A 21,391-nucleotide genomic window follows, 5' to 3' on the forward strand; every position below is an offset into this window, starting at 1 on the left:
AAGTTTATGAGGCGGAAGGGCAGCTTGCCTCTGTCTGTGGGTTGGCGCTCGAACGACGCGCCAGCTCCAGCAGCCGGATCAGGGTCTGCAGCTCGTCCTTATCCAGGTGACCAAGCAGCTCGACGGGCAATTTCTGGATCGTTGGCTCCATGGACTGGAGCAGTTCCAGACCCTTGTGGGTAATACGGGTCCAAACGATGCGACGGTCCTGCTGGTCGCGCTCCTGTTCAATCAGTTCGAGCACCTTCAGACGGGCCAGCAGACGGGTAATGTCGGGCTCAGCTGTGATCATGCGTGAACCGATGGCGGCACAGGTCAGACCATGCGGGAGAGCGCCACGCAGAATCCGCAACACGTTGTACTGCGTAGAGGTCAGACCCCAGGTGCGGGTTTTGCGGTGAAAGATCCGCTCCAGACAGTCCGCCGTGCGCAGCAGGTTCAGGAAACCCTCTTCTTCCAGACTAAAGAAGGGAGGATCCTGGATGATTTCAAGTTTCAGGCCAGCCATTGTGTACTCCTGCTGCTCGTGGAAAGGATGGGGAGGCGGTGGGGAAGTTTCCGCCTCACGCCATTTTGACTAAGCTTATTGTTTGGCAACGTCCAGATCGATGGTCAGCTTGACATCGTCGCCGACCATGGCCGCCGGAAACTTGCTTCCGATGCCAAAGGCGGAGCGGCTGATCGTCGTGGTAGCGCTGAAGCCGGCATGCTGCTTGTGATCCATGCCCTCGACGGGGCCGGCAGGGCCTTCGACGGTGAGCGTGACGGGCTTGGTGACGCCGTGCAGGGTCAGAGCGCCGTTCACAATCAGGTTGTTGCCGCTCTTGCTGACGGCCGTGCTCACAAAAGTCGCGGTGGGGAAGCTGGTGGTGTCGAAGAAGTCGGGAGTCTTCAGGTGGTTGTCGCGGCCGTCTTCACCGGTTTTCACCGTGCTGACGTCGATGGTGGCTTTGACCGAAGAGCTGGCGATGTGAGCGGCGTCGTACACCACCGTGGCTTGTACCTTGCCGAAGCGGCCGTTGACCTTGGAGATGGACAGGTGGGTGACGCTGAAGTCGACCTCGGAGTGAGCCGTGTCAGAGACCCAGGTGGAGGACTGCGCAAGAGCAAGCGGGGCGGCCAGAGCCAGCAGGCCGGCAAGTGAGATGAAATGCTTCATAGTGAAACTCCTTTCGGTGCAGGCCGGCGGAGCGCCGGGCCGTTACAAGGGAAGAGCGAAAGGCTCTTGAGATGGATTCGGTGGTCCGAGCAGGACCAATCCAATGCTGTTAAGGATAGGATGCAGGAAGGAGGTATTTGTTGCAACAAATATATTTTATTTTTCGGGTGGAAAGGGTTGGAGCGGGAAATCCTTGCAGGGCAAAAAAGGCCGTCCCTATCTAGGACGGCTTTTTTTTTGCTTGTAATGCGTGGCTTATGGCATTTCGCGGCAGGTTGTAGCCGACGCCGGAGTCAATAGGCTCGGCGGCAGGTTGCAGGGCAGGCCGTAACCCGGTGTGCGGCTCGTGTAGTTGATGTTTCCACTCGAACCATTCTGCGTGGTGGTGCGAACATCCACCACCTCACCGTCGACCAGAATCGTCGTGTCCACCACATCGGTGCTGGTACCCGTAGACTTGAGCACCGTCAGGTAGTCGCTGTCGGGCGAGGACGCGTAGATCTTGGTGTACTCCGAGTTCTGAGTAGAGACCACCGTGCGCGGATGACCGACGACTTCGAGGGTCTTTTCCACGGTATAGCTGCTCAGGTTTACCACAGTAACCGTGCCGTTGCCATCGCCGCTGTCATCGCCCTGGTTGGCAGTGTAGGCCTTGGTGCCGTCGTAGAGTACCGTAAGGCTGGCCGGATAGGGGCTAGTGGTGATGCTGGTGTTAGTGGCCTGACGACCCACTTTGATGGTGTGTACGCTGCCAAAGCCACCGGTGAGCGTGCAGGATCCTGTACTGGTGCAGCTGCTATAGGTGTTCGAGTCGTTGCCGTACTCGTCGAGGGGCACGTCGATCACGCTGATGGTGCCGCCCACATAGTCCGACACAATCAACTGCTGGGTGGTGGAGTTGTACTCGGCAAAGACCGGCTCGGCGCTGGTAGGCATAGCTGCGCAGGCCGTATCGGAGGCCGACGCGCAGTTGGGCGGCACAACGCTGGTGGCTGTCAGTGCATTCTGCGACAGCGGAATGGTCGGATGGCAGGTTACCCACTGGCCAGCCACATTCTCATAGGGCGTGCAGGAATCCAGAGCGTTGCTTACCGTGTTGATGACGGTAATGGTGTCACTGCCGCGATTGACTACGAACAGGCGCTTCAGGTTCGGGGTCTGCACTGCGAAGACCGGGCAAGTTCCAACTTTTATGGGCGTATCCGCCGTATAGGTTGAAATCTCGATCGGAGTGGCGTAGCCATCGGAGGCTTCGCTCGTCGCGCTGGTATTGCAAGTAACGCCGGTCGAATCCGTAAAGCCCTGCGAAATCGCATACTCACGCTGGCCGCTGGTGGTCGGCGCGCCGGCAATGAAGACCGGTGAGGTTTCAGAGGTGGGAATGGACTCCTTGAAAGCTTCGGGAGAACCGGAGAAGATGTCGACGACGTTGCTCGTCAGATCAGCGGCCCACAGGCCGGTTGACGGCGCCATCCAATTAATGGGAACCGCGCCGGTGGAGAGCGTGGAGTACAGGACATTTTTGGCCTGCAGTGAGGTGCTGATGGGGAAGTTGGTCAACGTACCGTCGCGATTGTAGGTGTAGCCTTCAGAGCCCAGTTCGTCGAGGGTAAAGTTGTACGGCCCCGAATCGATGCTGGCATAGGCCATCACGGTATCGCCTGAGTAGTCGATGATTGTGGCCACGCCGGTGCTGCTGGAAGGAGCCGAGACGGCTACAGCATACGAAGTCACCTGAGCAGCCGCGCCGCTCGACGTAACGGGCGTTACCACAGACTTGTAATTGCTGCCGCAACCCGCCACCAGAGCAACAGCCGTCAAGGCTGCCCCCGCCTGAACCAAACGCGCCAGCGCCCGGCTTGATTTCATTGAATAAAGCCTCATTCAGAACTTTCCTGCTTACCCCGTGATTGTAAATCAGAGACCGGGTCCTGGGCAGCTATGCCCGCCCGCGCAAAATGTTTCTTCTTAGTTTGGACGCGCCAGAAGCCTTCCGGTGATGAGAAAACGTGATTTTTCTTTCACTTTCCCCACGGAAAAGGCAGAGGCGAACTCCTGTTGGGACTCATCCTTCGACGGTGCGCTTGAGTTGGCCACAGGCGGCGTAGATGTCGCGGCCGCGCGGGCGGCGCAGGTAGGCTGGAACGCCCTCTGCGATCAGCAGCGCATGAAAACGCTCCGGAGCGCCGCTTTCCGGCATCTTGTAGGGCACATCCGGGCCAGGATTCCACACGATCAGATTGACCTTGACGGGCAGACCGGTGCGGCGGATGAAGCGGGCCACCTGGCGGGCGTGGTCGGGCTGGTCGGTGACGTCGCCCAGCAGCACATATTCAAAGGTGAGCCGTTCGCGGGGGCGCAGTCGCACCGTGCGCAGCGCCGCCACCACCTGGTCGAGTGGCCATTTGCGGTTGATCGGCATCACTTCAGCGCGGACGGCATCATCGGGCGCATTCAGGCTGAGCGCCAGCTTGGGGCGCAGGGCAGGGGGCTCGGCGGCGAACTGCTCGATGCCGGGCACAATGCCGGAGGTGGAAACCGTCATGCGTTGCGGGCTCAGGCCTACCTCTTCCACCAGAATCCGCACCGCTGCCATGAAGTTGTCGTAGTTCAGAAACGGCTCGCCCATGCCCATGAAGACCAGATTCACGCGGTCCCGGCCGACTTCGACCTGATGGCGGTTGAGCACCGCGATGACCTGCCCGGCGATTTCGCCCGGCGTCAGATTGCGCTCAAAGCCGAGCTTGGCGGTCAGGCAGAACTGGCAGTTGACGGCGCAGCCGATCTGGCTGGAGACGCAGATGGTGGCGCGTTGGACAGTTTCTTTCGGGTCGGCGGAAGCTACAGGGGAATCCTCGCTGCCGTCGCCGCTTTCGCCGTCGTCGCCTTCCGGCATCCAGACGGTTTCCACCGTGCGGCCGTCGTTGGTCTCAACCAGGTAGCGCTCGGTGCCGTCCACGGAAGAAAAGACCTGGGCGATACTGGGCCGGGCCACGGCGTAGCCCGCGGACTCGATCTGCTCTCGCAGGGATTTGGAGAGGGTGGAGACTTCCGCAATGGATTCGACCCGCTGGCGATAGAGCGCCTCGGCCAACTGGTTGGCGCGGAAGGCGGGCTGGCCCCAGTCGGCCACCAGCGCCTGCAACTGGGCGCGGTTCAGGCCAAAGAGGGGTTTTGCGGCGGGCTGCGGGGGAAGAATCGGCAATGGGGAGGCTTTACGCACGGCCTTTTCAGAATAGAGCATTTTTGGCGCGGTTAGCGTGGTTGGTGGCGTTGGCTGGGTTAGAAAGCTGGTCCTGTAGCCGGATCTGAGCATTCAGTATTCTCTGGGTGCCCCTGGTCCGGATTTTCGGACCAGGGAAAGGATGATTTCACCTTCGGATCGATTTGTGGTTTGCTGGATCTGGTTCGCAGTCTTCCCATGTCCCAGAAGCGGGACCTGGGGCACCCACTTCTGTTTGCAGCTTCCATCATCCGCAGGGCTAATCGCGCCAACTCCGCCAACTCCGCTAACTGCGCTAACACCGCTCCTGCGCGTCTTTCCACGATTCGCGTACCCTTTTGGCTCGCGTTCGCCTACAATCAGAGCTTGTCCATGAGCACAGAACGTAATCTTCGCCGTACCGTCCTGCCCAACGGCCTGACCATCCTGACCGAACGCATGGAGCATCTGCGCTCGGTGGCCATGGGTGTCTGGATCAAATCCGGTTCCCGTTGCGAACCGGCAGAAATCAACGGAATCTCGCACTTTGTGGAGCACATGCTCTTCAAGGGGACGGGAACACGCTCGGCCCAGGCCATTGCCCGCGAAATGGATTCGATCGGCGGCAATCTGGATGCGTTTACCGGCAAGGAAACCATCTGCTTCAACGTCAAGTCCCTGGCTGAACATGTGCCGGTGGCGCTCGATGTGCTCTCCGATCTGGTGCTGAACCCGATTTTTGCGCCTGACGATATTGAGCGCGAGCGCGGCGTCATTCTGGAAGAGATCAAGATCGACGAAGACAATCCCGACGTGCTGGTCCACGAGCTGTTCACGCAGAACTTCTGGAAGGGGCATCCGCTGGGCAAGCCGATTCTGGGCACCACCGATACGGTGCGCGGTCTGGATCGCAACAAGCTGGCTGGCTATCACGGCGACCGCTTTCATGGCGGCAACATGATTCTGTCAGCGGCCGGGCAGCTGCACCACGATGAGTTCGTGGAGGCTGTGACTGCGCGCTTCGGCTCCATGCCCGGCGGCGCAACCCTAAATGAGGAACCCGCGCCCGACGCCAGCGCCCGCATTCTGTTGCGTAACAAGAAATCGCTGGAACAGGTGCAGATCTGCCTGGGCGTGCCCTCGCCGCCGATCACTTCCAAGGAGCGTTACACGGCTCTGATCCTGAATACGGTGCTGGGTGGCGGCATGAGCTCGCGACTCTTTCAGACGATCCGCGAAGAGCGCGGCATGGCCTATTCGGTGTACTCCGACCTGAGCCCGTACCGCGACACCGGCACGCTCTGCGTCTTTGCCGGCACCTCGGCGTCGAAGGCGCTCGATGTGGTGGATCTGATTCTGGCCGAGTTCCGCGCCATCAAAACAGCTCCGCTGGAAGCCGAAGAGCTGAAGCGCGCCAAGGATCAGCTGAAGGGCAACATCCTGCTGGGCATGGAAAGCTCGAATGCGCGCATGGCCAACATCGCACGGCAGGAGATGTATTTCCACAGCTTTGTCGGCTCGGAAGAAGTGATTCGCCGCATCGAGGCCGTCAGCGCCGAAGACGTGCAGCAACTGGCGGCAAGCCTCTTCCATGGTGAACGGATTGCGGTTACGCTGCTCGGCCGACTGGACGGCGTAAAGCTGACCCGCGAACGGCTGGCTTGCTGAGGTAAAACCGGAAGAATTGCTCGGCGCGGTTTTTGCCGCTGCAAAAAACTCTACATGCAAGGGCTTCCGCCCCGGAACTTTCGGGCCGGAAGCCCTCGCTGTTTGTGCATGCGAACCGGTATAGCATTTTCGGAATTGCTGTAGATCGAAAGCGGGATGCTAAGTGCCTTTTTTCTCAAGAAAAAGGCACCTTGTGAGCTCCTTAAAAAGTCTACGTGTATTCCGAAAATGCTCTAGCATTAAAGCGATGCGCAATACGATCTTTTGGCAATCGAAGCTGGTGCTGCTGGCCGTTCTTCCTGCGGCGGCTGCCGATCTGTTTCTGGAAACACACTGGTGGGCCACTCAGATGCCCATGGTGGCTCTGGAGGTGCTGGGCACCAGCCTGTTGCTGGGGCTGGTCAGCTGGAGGCTGGGCGCAGCCACGCCCGGAGCTGCAGCGGCAGGTGTGGCCATTACCGCCAGCCTGATCTACTCCACCGAAAGCTGGCCCTACCAGCCGTGGCGCACGGCGCTGGTGCCGGTGCTGCTGGTGGCCTTGCTGGCCCACTTGGCTACGCGGCTGGGCCGGGGACGCAAGCAGCGTCTGGGGCTGGCCGAGGGCAAACACGGTCGTACTACCTCGCAGATTGCCGCCAATCTGGGCGTGGCCATGCTGGTGGCGCATCCATTTCTGCTGAATTTGCTGGGGGGCGGCACTGGGTTTAACCGGGGGCAGGGAACTCCGATGCCGTTGTTTGCGATTGCCCTGGCCGCTTTTGCCGAGGCTGCTGCCGATACGGTGGCCAGCGAGATTGGGCAGGTTTTTGGCGGTACGCCGCGTCTGCTCACCACACTGCGCCGTGTGCTGCCGGGAACCAATGGGGCCATCAGTCTGCCGGGAACCGCCGCCGGAGCTCTGGCGGCGGCAGTGGTTGCGGCGGCGGGCGCATGGGCAGTGCAGGACGGCCCTTCAACCTTCTGGATTGCGCTGGGGGGCGGAGTTTTCGGGTTCTTTTTCGATAGCCTGCTGGGCGCAACCATCGAGGATCGCGGCTGGCTGAACAATGATGCAGTGAATTTTCTTTCGACGGCTTCGGCCGCGTTGTTTGCCATGCTCTTGCTGGTGGTTCTGTAGCTTTTCAGTGAGAAATGCGAGCTAAAAATACAACGACCGCAGGGGAGAATCCCTGCGGTCGTTGTTGGTATATTTGTGAAGAACTAATCTTTTACGCCTGATCCGGCGGTAAAGCCAGCAATCGTGTTCGACGGGATGCTGTTGAGCGGCGGCGGATCAACGAAGTTGCCGGTCTTGGCATTGATGGCATTGGAGTAGTCGGGGCCGAGGCCGAGCTTTTTGAGGGCGCGCGAGTCGGGCATCAGCTTGGTCTGCCAACCCTGATCGGCCTGGAATTTCTGCATGGCGGCGGCGGTGTCGGAGTCCCAATGGCCGCTGGCTTCACCGGTCAGATAGTGCTCACGGATCAGAGCCTGCTGAATCTGGGTGGCGCGTTCGGGGTCAATGCCCTGCTGGCCGTGCATGCGATGGGTACTGGCTGAAGCCTGCACCACATGAGCACCCTTGGCAGTGGAATGGCTACCGGATTTAGGGGCAGAAGTAGCGGCCGCAGATTTGTGGCTGTGGTGTGACTGACCGCTGGTCGGGGCCTGATGAACCCGAGATGCAAATGCTGGTGATGCTATCAGCGCCGAGGCGAATAGCATGACCACAGAAGATCGCATGGATGACACGTTGAAATCCACCTCAATGAAAATGTTCCAAGGTAATTCGCGACCAGTGTAGCCGTGATAAATGGAAGCATCAAGCACAATTTCGTAATCTGGTCCTGATAACTAAAGTTTTCAGGAGCGATGCCGATAAATTCCTGTTCCGGCACCGCTCCTTTATTTTACCCTACTGCAGACGTCCACCAATAATGTTGATGCCCTGATCGGCATGATGGGGGTCGATGACCTCAAAGACCACGTCGTCGCCGGGGTGCAGCTTGCCGACTACGGCGTTGAGCTGGTCGCGGGTGCTGACCGACTGGCGGTTGATGCGGGTGATGACCAGACCGGGCTCCAGACCCTGCAGGTCAGCAAACGATCCGCTGCGCACGGACTGGATGAGCATTCCGTCGCTGTGGATCTTGCTGACGGTCGACTGCGGGGCGGGGCGCACGACGATTCCCAGCTTGGTTTCGCCAAGGTCGCCCTGATCCTCGTCGGACTCCTGCGGCTGCTGGCCGGTGAGTTCGGCATAGATCTTGTCACGGTCGCCGATGGTCAAGGTCGCGTCTTGCGGCTTGCCGTCGCGCAGGAAGCCGATGCGGGCCGATGAACCGGGGCGGCGTCCGGCCACTTCGTTGATCAGATCGTCTCCATCCTTGATGGGGCGGCCATCAATGTGGGTGATGACGTCGCGCTCCTTGAGGCCGGCCTTGTCTGCCGGACCACCAGGAGTGACGCTCTGCACAATGACGCCATTGCCATAGATGCGCGTGACGGATTCCGACAGGCCCTGCTGGAAGGTAATGCCGATGGAGCCGCGCACCACCTTATGGCTGGGGCTGATCAGGTCATTGTAGATATCGACGACGGTGTTGGAGGGCATGGCAAAGCCCAGGCCCTGGTAGCCGCCCGACTGCGTGTAGATGGCCGTGTTCACACCGATGACTTCGCCGTTCATGTTGAGCAGCGGACCGCCGGAGTTGCCGGGGTTGATGGCGGCGTCGGTCTGGATGAAGTGCTGGAACTGGCCCGAAGCGCCGGGCTGAATCGTGCGGTTCTTGGCCGAGATGATGCCGGCGGTGACGCTCTGCGAGAGCGCGAAGGGACTGCCGATGGCTTCCACCCAGTCGCCCACCTGCGCCTGATCGCTGTTGCCCAGCTTGACGGTGGGCAGCGGGGTACTGGTGTCGATCTTGATGACGGCGAGGTCAGTGGCCTTGTCGGCACCGATCAGCCGCGCGGAGCGGCCACGGTCCTGATTGTCGGGGTCGGTGGCCAGCTTGACGTAGATCTTGTCGGCCTTCTCCACCACATGGTAGTTGGTGATGATGTAGCCCTTGGGATCGACGATGAAGCCGGAACCGAGCGATTCCTGCACGCCCTGGTTGGGATCTTCGCCAGCCCCCGGCATGCCGGGCGCCTGACCGCCGAAGAACTTGTAGAAGAAGTCGGGAATGCCGTTCTGGGCCTGCCCCTGATCGTCGTCATCGTCGCCGTCTTCGGGCGACTGGGAGCGGGGCTGCGCGCGCAGGCGCGGGTTCTGCTTCTTTTTGGTTTCGGCCTGCTTGGGCAGGATCTGCACGTTGATGTTGACCACGGCCGGACCCACCTGCTTGGCGATGCGCACAAAATCATTGGGCGGCAAGGTGGAGTTGACCACCTTGAGAGGCGTGGCGTCGGCGGAGGAGTTCGACTGCACCTGCCCACGCACGCCGTGCGCCGCATATGAACCAACGACAAGAACAACAGACAATGTTGTGAGCACAACGAAAGCTGAAGCCAGACGGCGGCTGCGTAGCCGCTCCAGAAGTGTTTTCATCTTGATCCTTAACCTCGTCAAGCCGGGCGCTGTGGTCCGGGTCATGATTCCAATCCCCTACAGTATAGCCAGTTGCGGTGCGGGTGGCGGGCAACTGGCGAACGAAGGGAGCAAATCGTTCTACGGTGCATCGGAAGGGGGAATTTGGATGGGCGCAAGAATTTCGGGAACCGACGGCGGTGCCGCACTTTCTTCCGCATCCAACCAACGCATCCAACTATGCACTTCTTTCCGCAGGCGCTGTACATTCACTTCGCCCAGTGCCTCGGGGCAGTTTTCCAGACGCTCCAGTGATTTGCGGAGCAGCGCCCGGGTTCCTACGCGATTGCCCCGCTGATGGTGGCACATGGCCACGGCCAGTTGCACCAGAGCCTGCAGCAGGACCCTGTTGCCACCCTCAGCCCGCTTCCAGCAGGCTTCCCAGTACTCGTGCGCCTCAAAGAACTCCGCGCGGCTGTAGCAGGCCAAGCCTTGGGCCAGCGCGCCTGCGCTCCAGTCAAATTCCAACGACCGTCTCCTTTTGCTTGTAGCTCATTTTCAGCAGACGCAGAACGGCCTCCCTGGTGGGGAGGCCGTTCTGCGTCCGTTGTCGATCGCGCTAGCGTTTAGCGGGACCGGAAAGATTTGATGGCTGCGGGAAGACGTTCTTCCAGCAAGCGTGCGCGCTCTGCCGCAATGCCACCCAGGTACATGGGCGCGGAGGTGGTCGTCAGTACCAGAGCCAGAACGATCACCGAGAAAATGAGTCCAGCGATACCGGCCGAAACCAGCATGTGATAGGTGTCCACAATATCCAGGCTGAAGATATTAAAGGCAACATGCTCAAGCGGTTTGATGTGCTTGAGGACGGCCAGAGCGAAGAGAAAGAACACGGCAGAGAGTGAGGTAAGGATCGCCAGCGAAACATCCAGCGTGCGATGGAAGCGCTGCCGCGCGCTGCAGCGGCTGCACTCGACCAAATGCTGTTCATAGTCCTTACGCATGTCGGGCGAGATGCCCGAAATATCATAGCGCCAGCTTGCCAGGATGGCGCCAACCACTCGATCTGTGCATTGAGATTTTGCCATAATTTTCAAGACTCGCTTTGCTATGGATTCATTTCTCTGCATCCCACCAGATTTGATCCAAGTAGCATCACAGGTACTCTGTTGTGAGACGCTTTCGAAACCGAAAACGTTGCGAAGGTTCCTCCGAAATCTGTCGGAGTGCAAGACAAAACCATTGAGGCTTCTGCCTTTCTGCAGTTCAGAGTGTTTCACAAAGCAACACCCTCAAAATACTATTGTAATGGAACAGCACTAGAAAAGAATGGACTGCAAAGGTTCCTGCTGGGAAGCCACCAGTAACTGGTTGGCAAATAGCTGTCCATGGGTGTTCAGAGCCTGCGAGGCCGAGAGGTGTGCCAATTCGGGAAGGTTATTGCTTTCAGATAGATGGGCTAGGATTACTACCTCTGCGCTGCGATCATAGTCCCCTTTCAGGAATTCTGCTACAGAATTATTTGAAAGGTGTCCTACTCGGGACAAAACCCGCTGTTTTACCGCCCACGGGTAGGGGCCGTCGCGCAACATTTCTGGGTCATGGTTCGATTCAAGCAGCAGAAGATTCAGGGATTTGAGCTGTTGCTTGACGTTGGGCGGCATATATCCCAAATCGGTGGCATAACCCATGCGAATCCCCTCGGATTCCAGCACAAAGCCACAGGGGTCGGCGGCGTCATGGGGAGTGGTGAAGGGGTTTACTATTAAGTCACCTATGGAAAACGGTTCACCGGGAGCAAAGTACTCCACCTTAGGCAACCAGACGGGATCCTGTTTGCCGGTGGGCAGGGGAGTGGGGTCTTCGGCGGTGGCCACGGCTACAGAGGTCTCTTCAACCTGTTCTTCGGGCGCAATTTCGCCCTCTTCCGGAGCGGCCGCTTTTTCCTGGCGCATTTTTTCCAGCCACTGCGTATAGCTCATCTGGCGGCGGGGGGTGAGCCAGCGCATCCAGGCGCGGTGGGTGGCCTCGGTAAAGTAGACGGGAATGCCCAGCTTGCGGGCGGTAACCACAATGCCGTTCACGTGATCGGCGTGCTCGTGGGTGATCAGAATGCCCTGCAGCGTCTCCGGATCTTCGCCCACTGCGCGCATGCGGCGGAAGAGCTCGCGGCAGCTCAGTCCGGCGTCGATCAGAATGCGTGTACGGCCGCCGGTGACAACTGTGCTGTTGCCTTTGGAACCCGACGCCAATACCGTGAATCGCACCATACTTTGAGCATAACGCGCAGGCCTGTGCAAGACGCAGCAAGAAATGCTCTGGAGCTATACTGGGCCCATGAAGTTCTCTTTTTTGCCTGCAAGTTTATTGGTTGTTTTTGTCCTGTCGGCTGGCCGTGCTCAGGCGCAGACGCCCGTGCCGCCGCCCAACGAAATCTCTGCGGATCTGGGCAGTTGTTCGGCAGAAATCACCGTACTTACGCCGGATGAGAAGCCGGTTTATGCGGCCAAGATGCAGGCCCGGATTCAGTATGGCCTGATGGGCGTCAAGCGTCTTGATCTGGAGGCCTACACGGACGCGCAGGGGCACCTGAAGATCACCAAGCTGCCTGAAGTCCTGAAGAAGCCGCTCTACATTCACCTGCAGAAGGACGGCAAGGAGCAGATCGTCGCCTTCCGGCCGGAGACGAACTGCCAGGCGAAGCTCAAAGTGGTGTTGTACTAGCCAGGGAAGCTCTGATCAAGTTTCGGCTGGATTGCAGGACCTTCCCTCAGGGGCTAAAGCCCCGTTGATTTTATTGTGTTTATTTGGCACGGCTGAAGCCGTGCCCTTTCAAAACCGAGCCCCAAGAGAGTTTTTCCGCAGCCTGTAAAGCCCTCGCCTTTTCGTGGCATTTGCGGCACGACTAAAGTCGTGCCCTTTCAAAACAACGTATTAATCTGAGATTTCCTAGGGTTCTTCGCTTATTCGGGTTGGGTCAGGCTTGACGGCAGTTCGAGAATGACCGAGGTTCCCCGGCCCGGGCTGCTGATGACCTCAAATTTTGCATATTGACCATAGAGCACTTCCAGGCGTTCGCGCACATTCTTCATGCCGATGCCCATGCCTGGCCGGCGCAGCGTCGGGGCTGTTTTTTCACCCATGCCCACGCCGTCGTCCTCCACTTCAATGCGCAGGATGTCGCCGATCAGTTTGCTGCGCAGGGTGATGGTGCCGCCACCGATGCGCGGCTCCAGGCCGTGCTTGATGCTGTTCTCAATGAGCGGCTGCAGCAGGATGCTGGGCACCTGCGCCTCCAGTGAGGCGGGGTCAATCTCCTTGACCACCTTCAACTTTTCGGTGCCAAAGCGCACCTGCTCAATGTCGAGATAATCGTCGGTAAAGCGCAGCTCCTCGCTGAGCGGCACGTAGGTGTCGTGGTCCTTGAGCAGAGCGCGCAGAATGTTGGCCAGCTTGACGGTCATTTTCCGCGCCATCTCTGGACGGCTGCGCACCAGCGAAGAGATGGCATTGAGGGTGTTGAAGAGGAAGTGGGGATTGATCTGCCGCTGCAGGGCGTCCAGGCGGGCTTCGAGCAGCAGTCTTTTCTGCTCTTCCAGCTTGAGTTCGATGCGCAGCGCATTCCAGACCTTCAGCGTGATGCCCACCACCATGGGGGCGCAGAGCCAGGTGAGCGCCTGCAGCCACCACACGCCGGTATGCAGGGCAAAGAGCCGTCGTGGATAGAGTTGGGAGACTTGCTCGCGCACAATTTCCAGTCCGGCAATCAGGAAGAGCATCAGGATCTGGCGATCCATGCGGGGCTGGCGCAGGTTGCGGCGGATCCAGCGGTAGAGGCTCAGATCGATGAGTGGGGTAAAGGACCAGATCTCTTCCCACTCGACGAAGTGGCCGAATGTGCCCGCGGCCAGACCCAGCACGGCGTTGAAGAGGGGGGCCAGATACTCTCCATGCAGCAGCGCGGGCGTGGAGAGCACCAGTCCACCCAGCAGCGCCCAGCCGGGCCCGACGAGCAGACCGAGCAGAATCACGGCTTCAAAGGAGATGTCGGCGGCTAGAAAGTTGGGGACCGTGGTGCGTACCCAGACGCCCAGGGTGAGCGGGACCAGAAAAAAGGCCAGCAAAGCCGCGGTTTGGCGATGGCGGCGATGCTCGATAAAGAGCAGGCGCTGGAAGGTGCGTGCCCGGGCCAGCGCGCTGGCCACCGCGGCAGCCACGCCCAGTTTGACCAGCAGTGTGATCAGAATTAGCTTGTCGTCCACCACGCTTTCACTCTATCGCGTTCCGGGGGTGGCATCCAATCGTCGGTTTGTGCATCCAAAGTGAAACGAGGGTAGAGTCAATCCCGGATCATGGAGAGACGGCCGTTTACCCGGCCAAGTAAAATAGGAAGATGGCACTTGAGAGCGTGAAAAAGGTTGCCGATGCGGACTTTCCCAGCCGCTGGGGGCACTTCAGAATTCAGGGATTTGAACGGACCGTTTCCGGCGTGAACGGCAAGCCCGACGAGGTCGAGGGGCTGGTGGCTCTGGTGATGGGCGATGTGAAGAGCGCGCCGCCGCTGGTACGCATCCACTCCCAATGTTTGACCGGCGATGTTTTTGGCTCGCTGCGCTGCGATTGCCGCTTGCAACTGGAGCTGGCTCTGAACAGGATCGGCAAGGAAGGCGCGGGCATTCTGCTCTATGAGCAGAAAGAAGGCCGTGGCATTGGCCTGATGAACAAGCTGAAAGCCTATGCTCTACAGGATAACGGACTGGATACGGTGGAGGCCAACGTCGAGCTGGGCTTTGCCCCCGACTGTCGCGATTACGCAATGCCTGTGTCTGTTCTGCAATTGTTGGGAATCAAGAGCATTCGCCTGATGACCAACAATCCGGAAAAAGTGGCTGCCGTTGAGGCGGCGGGCATTCAGGTGGCGGAGCGGGTTTCGGCCGAGGTTGTGCCGCTGGATACCTTCAGCGACTATGTGCGCACCAAGCAGGAAAAGATGGGCCACATCGTCGACGATCCGATGATTTAGCAAGCTTCTTTACAGGACATGGATGGGGGATGGGCTTTGCCCATCTGCCATAATCCTGACAGATGAAACTGCGAGCTTCCTTGCTGATGCTGGCCGTGGTTGCGGTCTGGGGGGCGACGTTTGTCGTCGTCAAGGCGGCGCTGGCCGATGCTACGCCTGCCGCCTTCAACCTTGTTCGTATGACGCTGGCTTTTGCCGTGCTGGCTGTGGCCTACCACCGCTACTGGCGCACGATCAATCGTCGTCAGATTGCCTATGGCGCGGTCGTGGGCCTCTGTCTGGCCTTTGGCTACCAGTTTCAGACCATCGGTCTGGTGCGCACCACACCCTCCAAATCGGCTTTTATTACCGGCCTGCTGGTGGTGCTGGTTCCTTTTTTCTCTGCGATTCGCTGGCTGCGGCCGCCGGGAGCGCATGCGCCGCGCTGGAATGCCTTTGCGGGTGCGTTTCTGGCTTTTGTGGGTATTCTTTTGCTGACCGTGCCGGCGGAAGCTCATTCCAGCGGTTCTCTGCTGCTGGGGCTGTTGCCCGATCTGGCCACCATCAACCTCGGTGACCTGCTTACCCTTGGCTGCGCGGTTGGATTTGCCCTGCACTGTATTGCTCTGGCCCATGCGTCGCCCAAAGTCGATTTTCGGCCACTAGCGATGCTGCAGGTAGGCTTTTGCGCCCTCTTTATGGCTCTGAGTCTGCCGCTGGTCGAGCATCCGCAGATCCACTGGAGCGCTCGCCTGATTACCGCTCTGCTGGTGGCTGCGGTACTGGCCACCTCTGCTGCTTTCTCCGTGCAAAGCTGGGTGCAGTCGGTGCTGCCGCCTACCCACACCGCGCTGCTGCTGACCATGGAGCCGGTTTTTGCCTGGATGACTTCGTTTCTGGTGCTGGGGGAGCGGCTGGGAGTGCGTCCGGCCTGTGGCGCGGGGCTGATTCTGGTTGGAATTCTGCTGACTGAGATGGTTTCTGCTCCGCATACGCCTTCGGCTCACGAAGCGTGAGCCGAAGGCGTTGCAGTCCTGCCGATTATGCTATGGTTTGCCGCTGGCTCCTACGTTCTCATCCGGTGCGGCGGTGGACTGGCGGGTGGGCGCATCGAGGACCGGCTGGGCCAGTCCGGCCAGATGCGGCGCATGATCGCGGCGCAGCAGGTCGAGCACAACCACTTCGTTGCGGCCCGTGTGCAGCCATACGCCGGGTACGTAGAGCGTGCGCTGTGGACCTACATTCCAGATGCGGCCAAGCGGATGGCCGTTCAGCCAGACTTCACCTTTGCCGAGGTCGGCAGCGTCGAGGAATGTGTCGGGAATAGGCTTGTTTGCAGGCAGATCGAGCGTGAAGGCGCCGCGATAAAACGCCGGAGCCATTGCTGATTTTGCTGCGGTGGTCGATTTTGCGGTAGCCGTGAAGTTGGCTTCGGCGGGCAGACCGGGCGCGTCGAAGATGGAGTCGGGCTTCATCGGCAGGCAGTAGATGGCCCAGCCGGTGAGCGGCTTATCGGCCAGCGTGGCGGCGCTGATTCCCTTGCTCTCTTTGCGGATTTCGCGGGTGGAGTTGATGCGGCCGGAGTTTTCTACCAGAATGTCGAGCCGTGCGCCGGGTTTGTCGCTGTCGATGCGCAGGCGGTCCTGCTGGTTGCTGCGATCGAGCGCGCCCAACAGGCGGCCATCCAGATAGACCAGCGCGTAGTCGTTCAGATCGGAGAGCACGAGGTCGGCGTGGGCAGGCTCATCCAGTGTTTTGCGGTAGAGGATGAAGCCGTAGGACTGGCCGAGTTCCTCCATGCGTTTGGGTGTATTCGATTGCACCGGCGCGGGCAGGCCAACCCACAGCGAACTGGACTCGGTGAGCGTGAATGCGGGCACGGCCATGGAAGGCGGCGCGGGCGGGACCGGAGGCGGCTCTACGCCGGTGGCCTTGGCGATGGCGGTGCGATAGGCGAAGTATTTGGCGGTGGGGCGGCCAGCTTCGTCGAGCGGCGCATCGTAGTCGTAGCTGGTGACGTCGGGCCGGAATTTGTTTTCAATCCAACTGGAGCCGGCCATTTTGCCAAAGCTGGTTCCACCATGGAACATGTAGATGTTTACGCCGGATTTGTGGCCCAGAATGTAGCCGAGATCGGCAATCTGCGGATCGGTGGTGCGGGTCTGGTGCGGCTCTCCCCAATGATCGAACCAGCCGGGCCAGTATTCGGCAGCAAAGAGCGGTGCGCCGGGACGAAGCTGGGCGAGCGCATTCAGACCCACGTCGGCGTGGCCGATGCCGAAGTTGACGGCGGCAAAGACGCCGGGAATCGAGCCCTTGGCGATGGTGCGTGAGGGGTTGGCCGTGTAGAGCAGGCAGTCGTTGAAGCCGACCTTGAGGAAGATCTGGCGCAGGTGCTCCATGTAGGCGGCGTCGGAGCCGAAGTTGCCGTACTCATTCTCAATCTGGGCGGCAATTACCGGGCCACCACGGCCGATCTGCAGGGGGCCGACCTCTTGCGCCAGCCGCTTGAGCCACTTTTCAGCAGGTTCGGTGAAGGCTGGATCATTGGAGCGCAGGGTGAGGCCGTTTTTGGGGTCCTGCAGCAGCCAGGCTGGGAAACCGCCAAACTCCCATTCGGCGCAGGAATAGGGGCCGACGCGCAGCATCATGTACAGACCTTCCTGCTGGGCTTCGCGCAGGAACTCGGCCAGATCGGCGTTGCCACTGAAGTCGAATTTGCCCGGTTCGGGCTCGTGGACGTTCCAGAAGACGTAGGTGGCAATGGTGTTCAGACCCATGGCTCGGGCCATTCTGAGCCGTGCCCGCCAGTATTCGCGGGGAATGCGCTCATAGTGCATTTCGCCGGAGACGATCTGAAAAGGTTTACCGTTCAGCTCCAGGTGGTCGCCGTTTACTGTAAAACTCGGCTTTTCTGGTTGCTTAGTGTGGGCGTGGGCAGCAGGAGTGCCGAGGGCCAGGCAGGCTAGACCAAGGGCGGCAGGCAACAGAAGACGACGCAAAGCAGACATGGCGAAGTTTCCTTTTTGAAATAAGCTCAATACGGGCACAACCATCCTAAAACAGTGGATGGAGGTCTGGCTTGAGAAAAGGAAGATTTGCCGGGGAAAGTGTGAAGTGGAAGGCGATGGAGCTGGTGAGTGTTTCGTGCTTGCGGTTGCTTTTTGCTTCTGCCGAAAGGAACTCTGGCTCTAAAGACACACAACTTCTGCGGAAGATCCTTGAAGGACAACCGCAGATCTTTCGACTCCGTTTGGTCAAAAAAACGGCCAAACTCCGCTCAAGAGGACAGAACAATCAGGATGCGCGGGCTTTTTTGCGCGGGGCGCGACGGGGCAGTATCTGCGCGGGCGTGGTGGGCTTCCAGGCAAAGGCCGAGCCCAGAATCAGCGAGGTGTTGGTGGCCGTGTAGGGCATCATGGCGTCGATCACCTCTTCCAGATGCTGGGTGTCGCGGACCGAAACCTTGACCAGGTACGATTCGCTGCCGGTAATACGGTGACAGCTGAGCACCTCGGGAATCCGTCGCGCCTGCTCGGCAAAGAGCGCGATGCGGCTGCCATCGACGGTGATGCGCACGGTGGCGTTTACGCTCAGGCCCACGGCGGCGGGGTTGATCTGCGCATGGTAGCCGAGGATGATCTGCGCCTCTTCGAGCTTCTGCACCCGTTCAATGGTGGCCGGTGTGGAAAGGCCGATCTGGCGGCCGAGTTCGGCAAAGGAAATACGTGCATTGGCCTGTAGTCGGGCGATGATCTCGCAGTCTTTCGCGTCCAGTTCCATCAGTCGCCCTCCAGTGGCGTGCGTGCTGCCTTCTAACAAGCCGCCAAGATGGCGGGCTCCCTGCAAGTGACAGGCACTGTTTCATATTCTGCCATAAAACCACCCAGCAGTTGGGGTTGCCGCACGACGTGCAGTCCGCCGATCAGGCTTGCGCGGGCGCAAACGTTCCGCACACATTCGGCCACGTAGTCCAGATGGCGGCGGCTGTAGACGCGATTGGGAATAGCCAGCCGCAGCATCTCCAGCCTCTGGCCCGCGTAAGGTCCGTTTTGCGGCTGCATGCAGATGCGCGCCGAGCGAATGCCGCCCTCGCGATAGAGCTCCACGGCCAGCGCCTGACCGGGATTCTGACTGGCCGGCAGATGCGGCAAAACCTGTTGGGCAAGCATATAGACGGCGTGGCCGCCCGAGGGTGCGATGAGCGGAACGCCGCCTTCCAGCAACTGTGTGTGCAGGGCGTGAGTGGTTTCCATGCGGCTATTCAGATGCGCTTGATCCATGCCTTCCACCAGTCCGGTGGCGATGGCTTCCATGTCGCGGCCGGTCATGCCGCCGTAGGTGAGGTAGCCCTCGGCCAGCAGCATGCGCTGGCGGGCAGCATGGGCTGCTTCGGCGTCGCGCAAGGCCAGAAAGCCTCCAATCTGGCCCATGGCGTCCTTTTTGGCGGAGGCATAGCAGCCATCGGAGAGCGAGAAAATTTCGGCCGCGATGGAGGCGATGGATCGCTGGTCAAAGCCGGGCTCAAAGCGCTGGATGTACCAGGCATTCTGGGCGAAGCGGCAGGCGTCCAGATAGAGCGGTTTGCCGTACTGGTGCGCCAGTTGGCTTGTTTCCCGCAGATTGCGCATGGAAACCGGCAAGTCAGCGCAGACGTTGTTGGTGATGGTGAGCAGAACGAAGGGAACGCGGACGGCTGCGGGGCTCTGCAGCAGGGCCTCCAGCGCGGTGCAATCGATGTTGCCCTTGAAGGGATCGGCGGAAGCGAAGTCCCAGAAGGCGGGCGTGGGCAGATCGACGGCTTCCATGCCCAGATCGAGGGCGTTGGCGCGGGTGGTGTCAAAGAGCGTATTCGAGGGCAGCAGGGAGCCGGTGGGCGCGAGGGTTTGCAGCAGCAGGCGCTCGGCTGCGCGACCCTGATGGGTGGGCAGAATGTGCTCGAAGCCGAAGATCTGCTGGATCACGGCTTCCATGCGGCGGAAGCTCTGGCTGCCTGCGTAGGACTCGTCGCCGCGCATCATCTCGGCCATCTGATTGCTGCTGACGGCGCAGGTTCCGCTGTCGGTGAGCAGGTCAATGAGTACATCGCAGGAAGAGAGCGCGTACAGGTTATAGCGGGCCTGTTCGAGAGCGGTTTCGCGCTCTTCGGCCGTCGTCCAGCGCAGTGTTTCCACTACGCGTACTTTGTAAGGCTCCATCCGGTTCTGCCACTCTGCCATCTGCAATGCCATGGTTCAAGGATAGGAAGAAGTGGGTGGATCGGGAAGGTCCTTCTTTAGGCGTAAAGTTCATTACTCATGAGAAAGTAAGGATAAATTATAAAAACTTGAATAAATACATGGGAAATATGGCAAAACACCTTAGTGTTGCAGATTCTCGAAGGGTGGATTCGGTTTTGCGCATAGATAATTCCGCTTTTTATGTTGGGCCGTGCGCATTCCCGCTGTGGTCAGGCTGGCTGGCAGAAAGGAAAACGGCCTGTCCTGTTTCATGCGATGCGGCGTAAGATCTTTTGCATCCGTAGGCTACGGGCAGTCTTCTAATAGGCAAACAAGAGGGCACGCATGCGGCTTCGAAGGAATGTGATTGGGTGTGTACTGGCGGTTCTGGCGCTGGTGTTGGCGGGCTGCAAGCCAAAGCAGGAGGCCCCCGCGCCGGTGCATGTGCTGAATGGCGTGGCGCGCTACGCGCTGCACGGCGTGGTGCTGGGCGTGAGTGCGGAGGCTGGCGAGTTGACCGTGCGCCACGACGAGATTCACGGCGTGATGCCGGCCATGACCATGAACTACAAGGTCAAGGACGCGGCTGTGCTGAAGGGGCTGCAGGCGGGCGACGAGATCAACGCCCAGTTGCTGGTGCCCGAGGGCAATGCCGATTATGCGCTGGAGGCGATCACTGTGCTGCGGCACGCGGCTGTGGCGAAGGATACACTGCCTGCGCATACGTTGCTTCCGGGTGAGCCGGTGCCCGATATTTCCATGGTCAATCAGGATGGGCAGAAGATTCATCTGCGCGGATTGGCGGGCAAGGCCGTGCTGCTCACCTTTGTTTACACGCGCTGCCCCATGCCGACGGCCTGCCCGATGATTTCCAGCCACATGGCGCAGGTGCACAAACTGTTGGCAGCCGATGCGAAGGCCTATGCGGGCAGCCGTTTGATCAGCGTGACGCTGGACCCGGCCTACGATGCGCCCGAGGTGCTGCGGCGCTACGGGTTGGCGTATCTTGCTGACGATCCGGCGGGCTTTGCCCACTGGGAGTTTGCGCGCACCACTCCGCAGGACTTGCAGACCTTGGCCGGAGCCTTTGGACTGGCCTATCGCGCCGAGAATAACCAGATCACGCACTCCATGCGCACGGTGTTGCTGGGCGCGGATGGCAAGGTTGTACAGGTGTGGGAGGGCAGTGCGTGGAAGCCCGAGGATGTGGCCGAGGCAGTGAAGCAGGCAACCAGCAAGGCAAAGAGGTAAGATGCAGTCGAGAAAGTGTTTTCTGGTAGGGGTTCTGATGCTGTGCGGCGGAGTGCTGACGGGTTGCAAACATCCACTGACGGCCGACGAAATGCAGGGCATGCGGCTCTACACGGCGCACTGTGCTGACTGCCATGAGCAGACGCATGAGGGCCTGTTGAAGACGCCGCCACGGCTGAACGGAATCTTTAGGGCGCAGACGCTGCCCGATGGTGTGCCGGTCAGCGATGAGGCCGTGCAGGCCGTGATTCGCGATGGATTGCGTACCATGCCCGCCTTCAACGGGCGGCTCAACGACAAAGAGATTGCGCAGATCCTCGCTTACCTGCATACAAGGCAGTAGACAGTTGACAGAGAACAGAGAACAGAGTGCTGATAGCTG

General features: G+C 59.8%; 20 protein-coding genes. 7 read left to right on the top strand and 13 right to left on the bottom strand.

Features of this window, described 5'->3' with window-relative positions:
- Positions 1-4: 4 nt before the first annotated feature.
- The 4 genes from ACOBR2_RS08340 to rlmN form a co-directional block, all read right to left on the bottom strand.
- Complete coding sequence (locus ACOBR2_RS08340; RefSeq protein ID WP_420239561.1) at positions 5-508, bottom strand: MarR family winged helix-turn-helix transcriptional regulator; 504 nt, start codon at positions 506-508, stop codon at positions 5-7.
- 75 nt (positions 509-583) lie between these two features.
- Complete coding sequence (locus ACOBR2_RS08345; protein WP_420239562.1) at positions 584-1,159, bottom strand: YceI family protein; 576 nt, start codon at positions 1,157-1,159, stop codon at positions 584-586.
- Positions 1,160-1,414: 255 nt separating this feature from the next.
- Positions 1,415-3,043, bottom strand: coding sequence for a hypothetical protein (locus ACOBR2_RS08350; protein WP_420239563.1), 1,629 nt, complete (start codon positions 3,041-3,043; stop codon positions 1,415-1,417).
- A gap of 181 nt (positions 3,044-3,224) precedes the next feature.
- Complete coding sequence (gene rlmN / locus ACOBR2_RS08355) at positions 3,225-4,382, bottom strand: 23S rRNA (adenine(2503)-C(2))-methyltransferase RlmN (RefSeq protein ID WP_420239564.1); 1,158 nt, start codon at positions 4,380-4,382, stop codon at positions 3,225-3,227.
- A gap of 372 nt (positions 4,383-4,754) precedes the next feature.
- Between rlmN and ACOBR2_RS08360 the strand changes: the two genes are divergently transcribed.
- Both ACOBR2_RS08360 and ACOBR2_RS08365 read left to right on the top strand, forming a co-directional pair.
- Entirely contained in the window at positions 4,755-6,029 is a 1,275-nt protein-coding gene (locus ACOBR2_RS08360) for a M16 family metallopeptidase (RefSeq protein ID WP_420239565.1), read from the top strand.
- Between the two features lie 247 nt (positions 6,030-6,276).
- Complete coding sequence (locus ACOBR2_RS08365) at positions 6,277-7,146, top strand: DUF92 domain-containing protein (protein WP_420239566.1); 870 nt, start codon at positions 6,277-6,279, stop codon at positions 7,144-7,146.
- Positions 7,147-7,229: 83 nt separating this feature from the next.
- Here ACOBR2_RS08365 and ACOBR2_RS08370 read toward each other — a convergent pair whose 3' ends face one another.
- The 5 genes from ACOBR2_RS08370 to ACOBR2_RS08390 form a co-directional block, all read right to left on the bottom strand.
- Positions 7,230-7,580 (bottom strand): peptidoglycan-binding domain-containing protein, encoded by a 351-nt coding sequence (locus tag ACOBR2_RS08370; RefSeq protein WP_420239567.1) that lies wholly within the window; start codon positions 7,578-7,580, stop codon positions 7,230-7,232.
- A gap of 343 nt (positions 7,581-7,923) precedes the next feature.
- Positions 7,924-9,558, bottom strand: coding sequence for a trypsin-like peptidase domain-containing protein (locus tag ACOBR2_RS08375; RefSeq protein WP_420239568.1), 1,635 nt, complete (start codon positions 9,556-9,558; stop codon positions 7,924-7,926).
- A 120-nt stretch (positions 9,559-9,678) separates the two neighbouring features.
- Positions 9,679-10,065 carry a DUF309 domain-containing protein gene (locus ACOBR2_RS08380; RefSeq protein ID WP_420239569.1) on the bottom strand — a complete coding sequence of 129 codons (387 nt, stop codon included), beginning with the start codon at positions 10,063-10,065 and terminating at the stop codon, positions 9,679-9,681.
- 98 nt (positions 10,066-10,163) lie between these two features.
- Positions 10,164-10,625 carry a hypothetical protein gene (locus tag ACOBR2_RS08385; RefSeq protein WP_420239570.1) on the bottom strand — a complete coding sequence of 154 codons (462 nt, stop codon included), beginning with the start codon at positions 10,623-10,625 and terminating at the stop codon, positions 10,164-10,166.
- A gap of 231 nt (positions 10,626-10,856) precedes the next feature.
- Positions 10,857-11,807 (bottom strand): MBL fold metallo-hydrolase, encoded by a 951-nt coding sequence (locus ACOBR2_RS08390; protein ID WP_420239571.1) that lies wholly within the window; start codon positions 11,805-11,807, stop codon positions 10,857-10,859.
- A gap of 67 nt (positions 11,808-11,874) precedes the next feature.
- Between ACOBR2_RS08390 and ACOBR2_RS08395 the strand changes: the two genes are divergently transcribed.
- Positions 11,875-12,261, top strand: a complete 387-nt coding sequence (locus ACOBR2_RS08395) for a hypothetical protein (RefSeq protein WP_420239572.1) — start codon at positions 11,875-11,877, stop codon at positions 12,259-12,261.
- Positions 12,262-12,500: 239 nt separating this feature from the next.
- Here ACOBR2_RS08395 and ACOBR2_RS08400 read toward each other — a convergent pair whose 3' ends face one another.
- A complete protein-coding gene (locus ACOBR2_RS08400) occupies positions 12,501-13,799 on the bottom strand; it encodes a sensor histidine kinase (protein WP_420239573.1) in 1,299 nt (432 codons plus the stop codon).
- A gap of 131 nt (positions 13,800-13,930) precedes the next feature.
- Here ACOBR2_RS08400 and ribA point away from each other — a divergent pair, with 131 nt between their 5' ends.
- Together ribA and ACOBR2_RS08410 are read left to right on the top strand one after the other, a co-directional pair.
- Positions 13,931-14,560, top strand: a complete 630-nt coding sequence (gene ribA, locus ACOBR2_RS08405; RefSeq protein ID WP_420239574.1) for a GTP cyclohydrolase II — start codon at positions 13,931-13,933, stop codon at positions 14,558-14,560.
- A gap of 62 nt (positions 14,561-14,622) precedes the next feature.
- Positions 14,623-15,555, top strand: a complete 933-nt coding sequence (locus ACOBR2_RS08410; RefSeq protein WP_420239575.1) for a DMT family transporter — start codon at positions 14,623-14,625, stop codon at positions 15,553-15,555.
- A gap of 30 nt (positions 15,556-15,585) precedes the next feature.
- Here ACOBR2_RS08410 and ACOBR2_RS08415 read toward each other — a convergent pair whose 3' ends face one another.
- The 3 genes from ACOBR2_RS08415 to ACOBR2_RS08425 form a co-directional block, all read right to left on the bottom strand.
- A complete protein-coding gene (locus ACOBR2_RS08415) occupies positions 15,586-17,550 on the bottom strand; it encodes a glycoside hydrolase family 35 protein (RefSeq protein WP_420239576.1) in 1,965 nt (654 codons plus the stop codon).
- A 286-nt stretch (positions 17,551-17,836) separates the two neighbouring features.
- A complete protein-coding gene (locus ACOBR2_RS08420) occupies positions 17,837-18,322 on the bottom strand; it encodes an Lrp/AsnC family transcriptional regulator (RefSeq protein ID WP_420239577.1) in 486 nt (161 codons plus the stop codon).
- 32 nt (positions 18,323-18,354) lie between these two features.
- Positions 18,355-19,770, bottom strand: coding sequence for a tryptophanase (locus tag ACOBR2_RS08425; protein ID WP_420239578.1), 1,416 nt, complete (start codon positions 19,768-19,770; stop codon positions 18,355-18,357).
- A 333-nt stretch (positions 19,771-20,103) separates the two neighbouring features.
- On the opposite strand from ACOBR2_RS08425, the gene ACOBR2_RS08430 reads away from it, so the two are divergent.
- Together ACOBR2_RS08430 and ACOBR2_RS08435 are read left to right on the top strand one after the other, a co-directional pair.
- Positions 20,104-21,009 (top strand): SCO family protein, encoded by a 906-nt coding sequence (locus ACOBR2_RS08430; protein WP_420239579.1) that lies wholly within the window; start codon positions 20,104-20,106, stop codon positions 21,007-21,009.
- A gap of 1 nt (position 21,010) precedes the next feature.
- Complete coding sequence (locus ACOBR2_RS08435) at positions 21,011-21,352, top strand: c-type cytochrome (protein ID WP_420239580.1); 342 nt, start codon at positions 21,011-21,013, stop codon at positions 21,350-21,352.
- Positions 21,353-21,391: the final 39 nt, after the last annotated feature.

Origin of the sequence: Telmatobacter bradus (genome assembly GCF_048629425.1) — a bacterium.
Classification (GTDB): domain Bacteria; phylum Acidobacteriota; class Terriglobia; order Terriglobales; family Acidobacteriaceae; genus Telmatobacter; species Telmatobacter bradus.

Excerpts from the sequence above, each read along its gene's own strand:
- ACOBR2_RS08415 (WP_420239576.1), bottom strand. The coding sequence starts at position 17,550 with ATGTCTGCTTTGCGTCGTCTTCTGTTGCCTGCCGCCCTTGGTCTAGCC.
- ACOBR2_RS08435 (WP_420239580.1), top strand. The coding sequence starts at position 21,011 with ATGCAGTCGAGAAAGTGTTTTCTGGTAGGGGTTCTGATGCTGTGCGGC.
- ACOBR2_RS08385 (WP_420239570.1), bottom strand. The coding sequence starts at position 10,625 with ATGGCAAAATCTCAATGCACAGATCGAGTGGTTGGCGCCATCCTGGCA.
- ACOBR2_RS08395 (WP_420239572.1), top strand. The coding sequence starts at position 11,875 with ATGAAGTTCTCTTTTTTGCCTGCAAGTTTATTGGTTGTTTTTGTCCTG.
- ACOBR2_RS08420 (WP_420239577.1), bottom strand. The coding sequence starts at position 18,322 with ATGGAACTGGACGCGAAAGACTGCGAGATCATCGCCCGACTACAGGCC.
- ACOBR2_RS08430 (WP_420239579.1), top strand. The coding sequence starts at position 20,104 with ATGCGGCTTCGAAGGAATGTGATTGGGTGTGTACTGGCGGTTCTGGCG.
- ACOBR2_RS08350 (WP_420239563.1), bottom strand. The coding sequence starts at position 3,043 with ATGAGGCTTTATTCAATGAAATCAAGCCGGGCGCTGGCGCGTTTGGTT.
- ACOBR2_RS08340 (WP_420239561.1), bottom strand. The coding sequence starts at position 508 with ATGGCTGGCCTGAAACTTGAAATCATCCAGGATCCTCCCTTCTTTAGT.
- ribA (WP_420239574.1), top strand. The coding sequence starts at position 13,931 with ATGGCACTTGAGAGCGTGAAAAAGGTTGCCGATGCGGACTTTCCCAGC.
- ACOBR2_RS08345 (WP_420239562.1), bottom strand. The coding sequence starts at position 1,159 with ATGAAGCATTTCATCTCACTTGCCGGCCTGCTGGCTCTGGCCGCCCCG.
- ACOBR2_RS08365 (WP_420239566.1), top strand. The coding sequence starts at position 6,277 with ATGCGCAATACGATCTTTTGGCAATCGAAGCTGGTGCTGCTGGCCGTT.
- ACOBR2_RS08410 (WP_420239575.1), top strand. The coding sequence starts at position 14,623 with ATGAAACTGCGAGCTTCCTTGCTGATGCTGGCCGTGGTTGCGGTCTGG.
- ACOBR2_RS08425 (WP_420239578.1), bottom strand. The coding sequence starts at position 19,770 with ATGGCATTGCAGATGGCAGAGTGGCAGAACCGGATGGAGCCTTACAAA.
- ACOBR2_RS08390 (WP_420239571.1), bottom strand. The coding sequence starts at position 11,807 with ATGGTGCGATTCACGGTATTGGCGTCGGGTTCCAAAGGCAACAGCACA.
- ACOBR2_RS08375 (WP_420239568.1), bottom strand. The coding sequence starts at position 9,558 with ATGAAAACACTTCTGGAGCGGCTACGCAGCCGCCGTCTGGCTTCAGCT.
- ACOBR2_RS08360 (WP_420239565.1), top strand. The coding sequence starts at position 4,755 with ATGAGCACAGAACGTAATCTTCGCCGTACCGTCCTGCCCAACGGCCTG.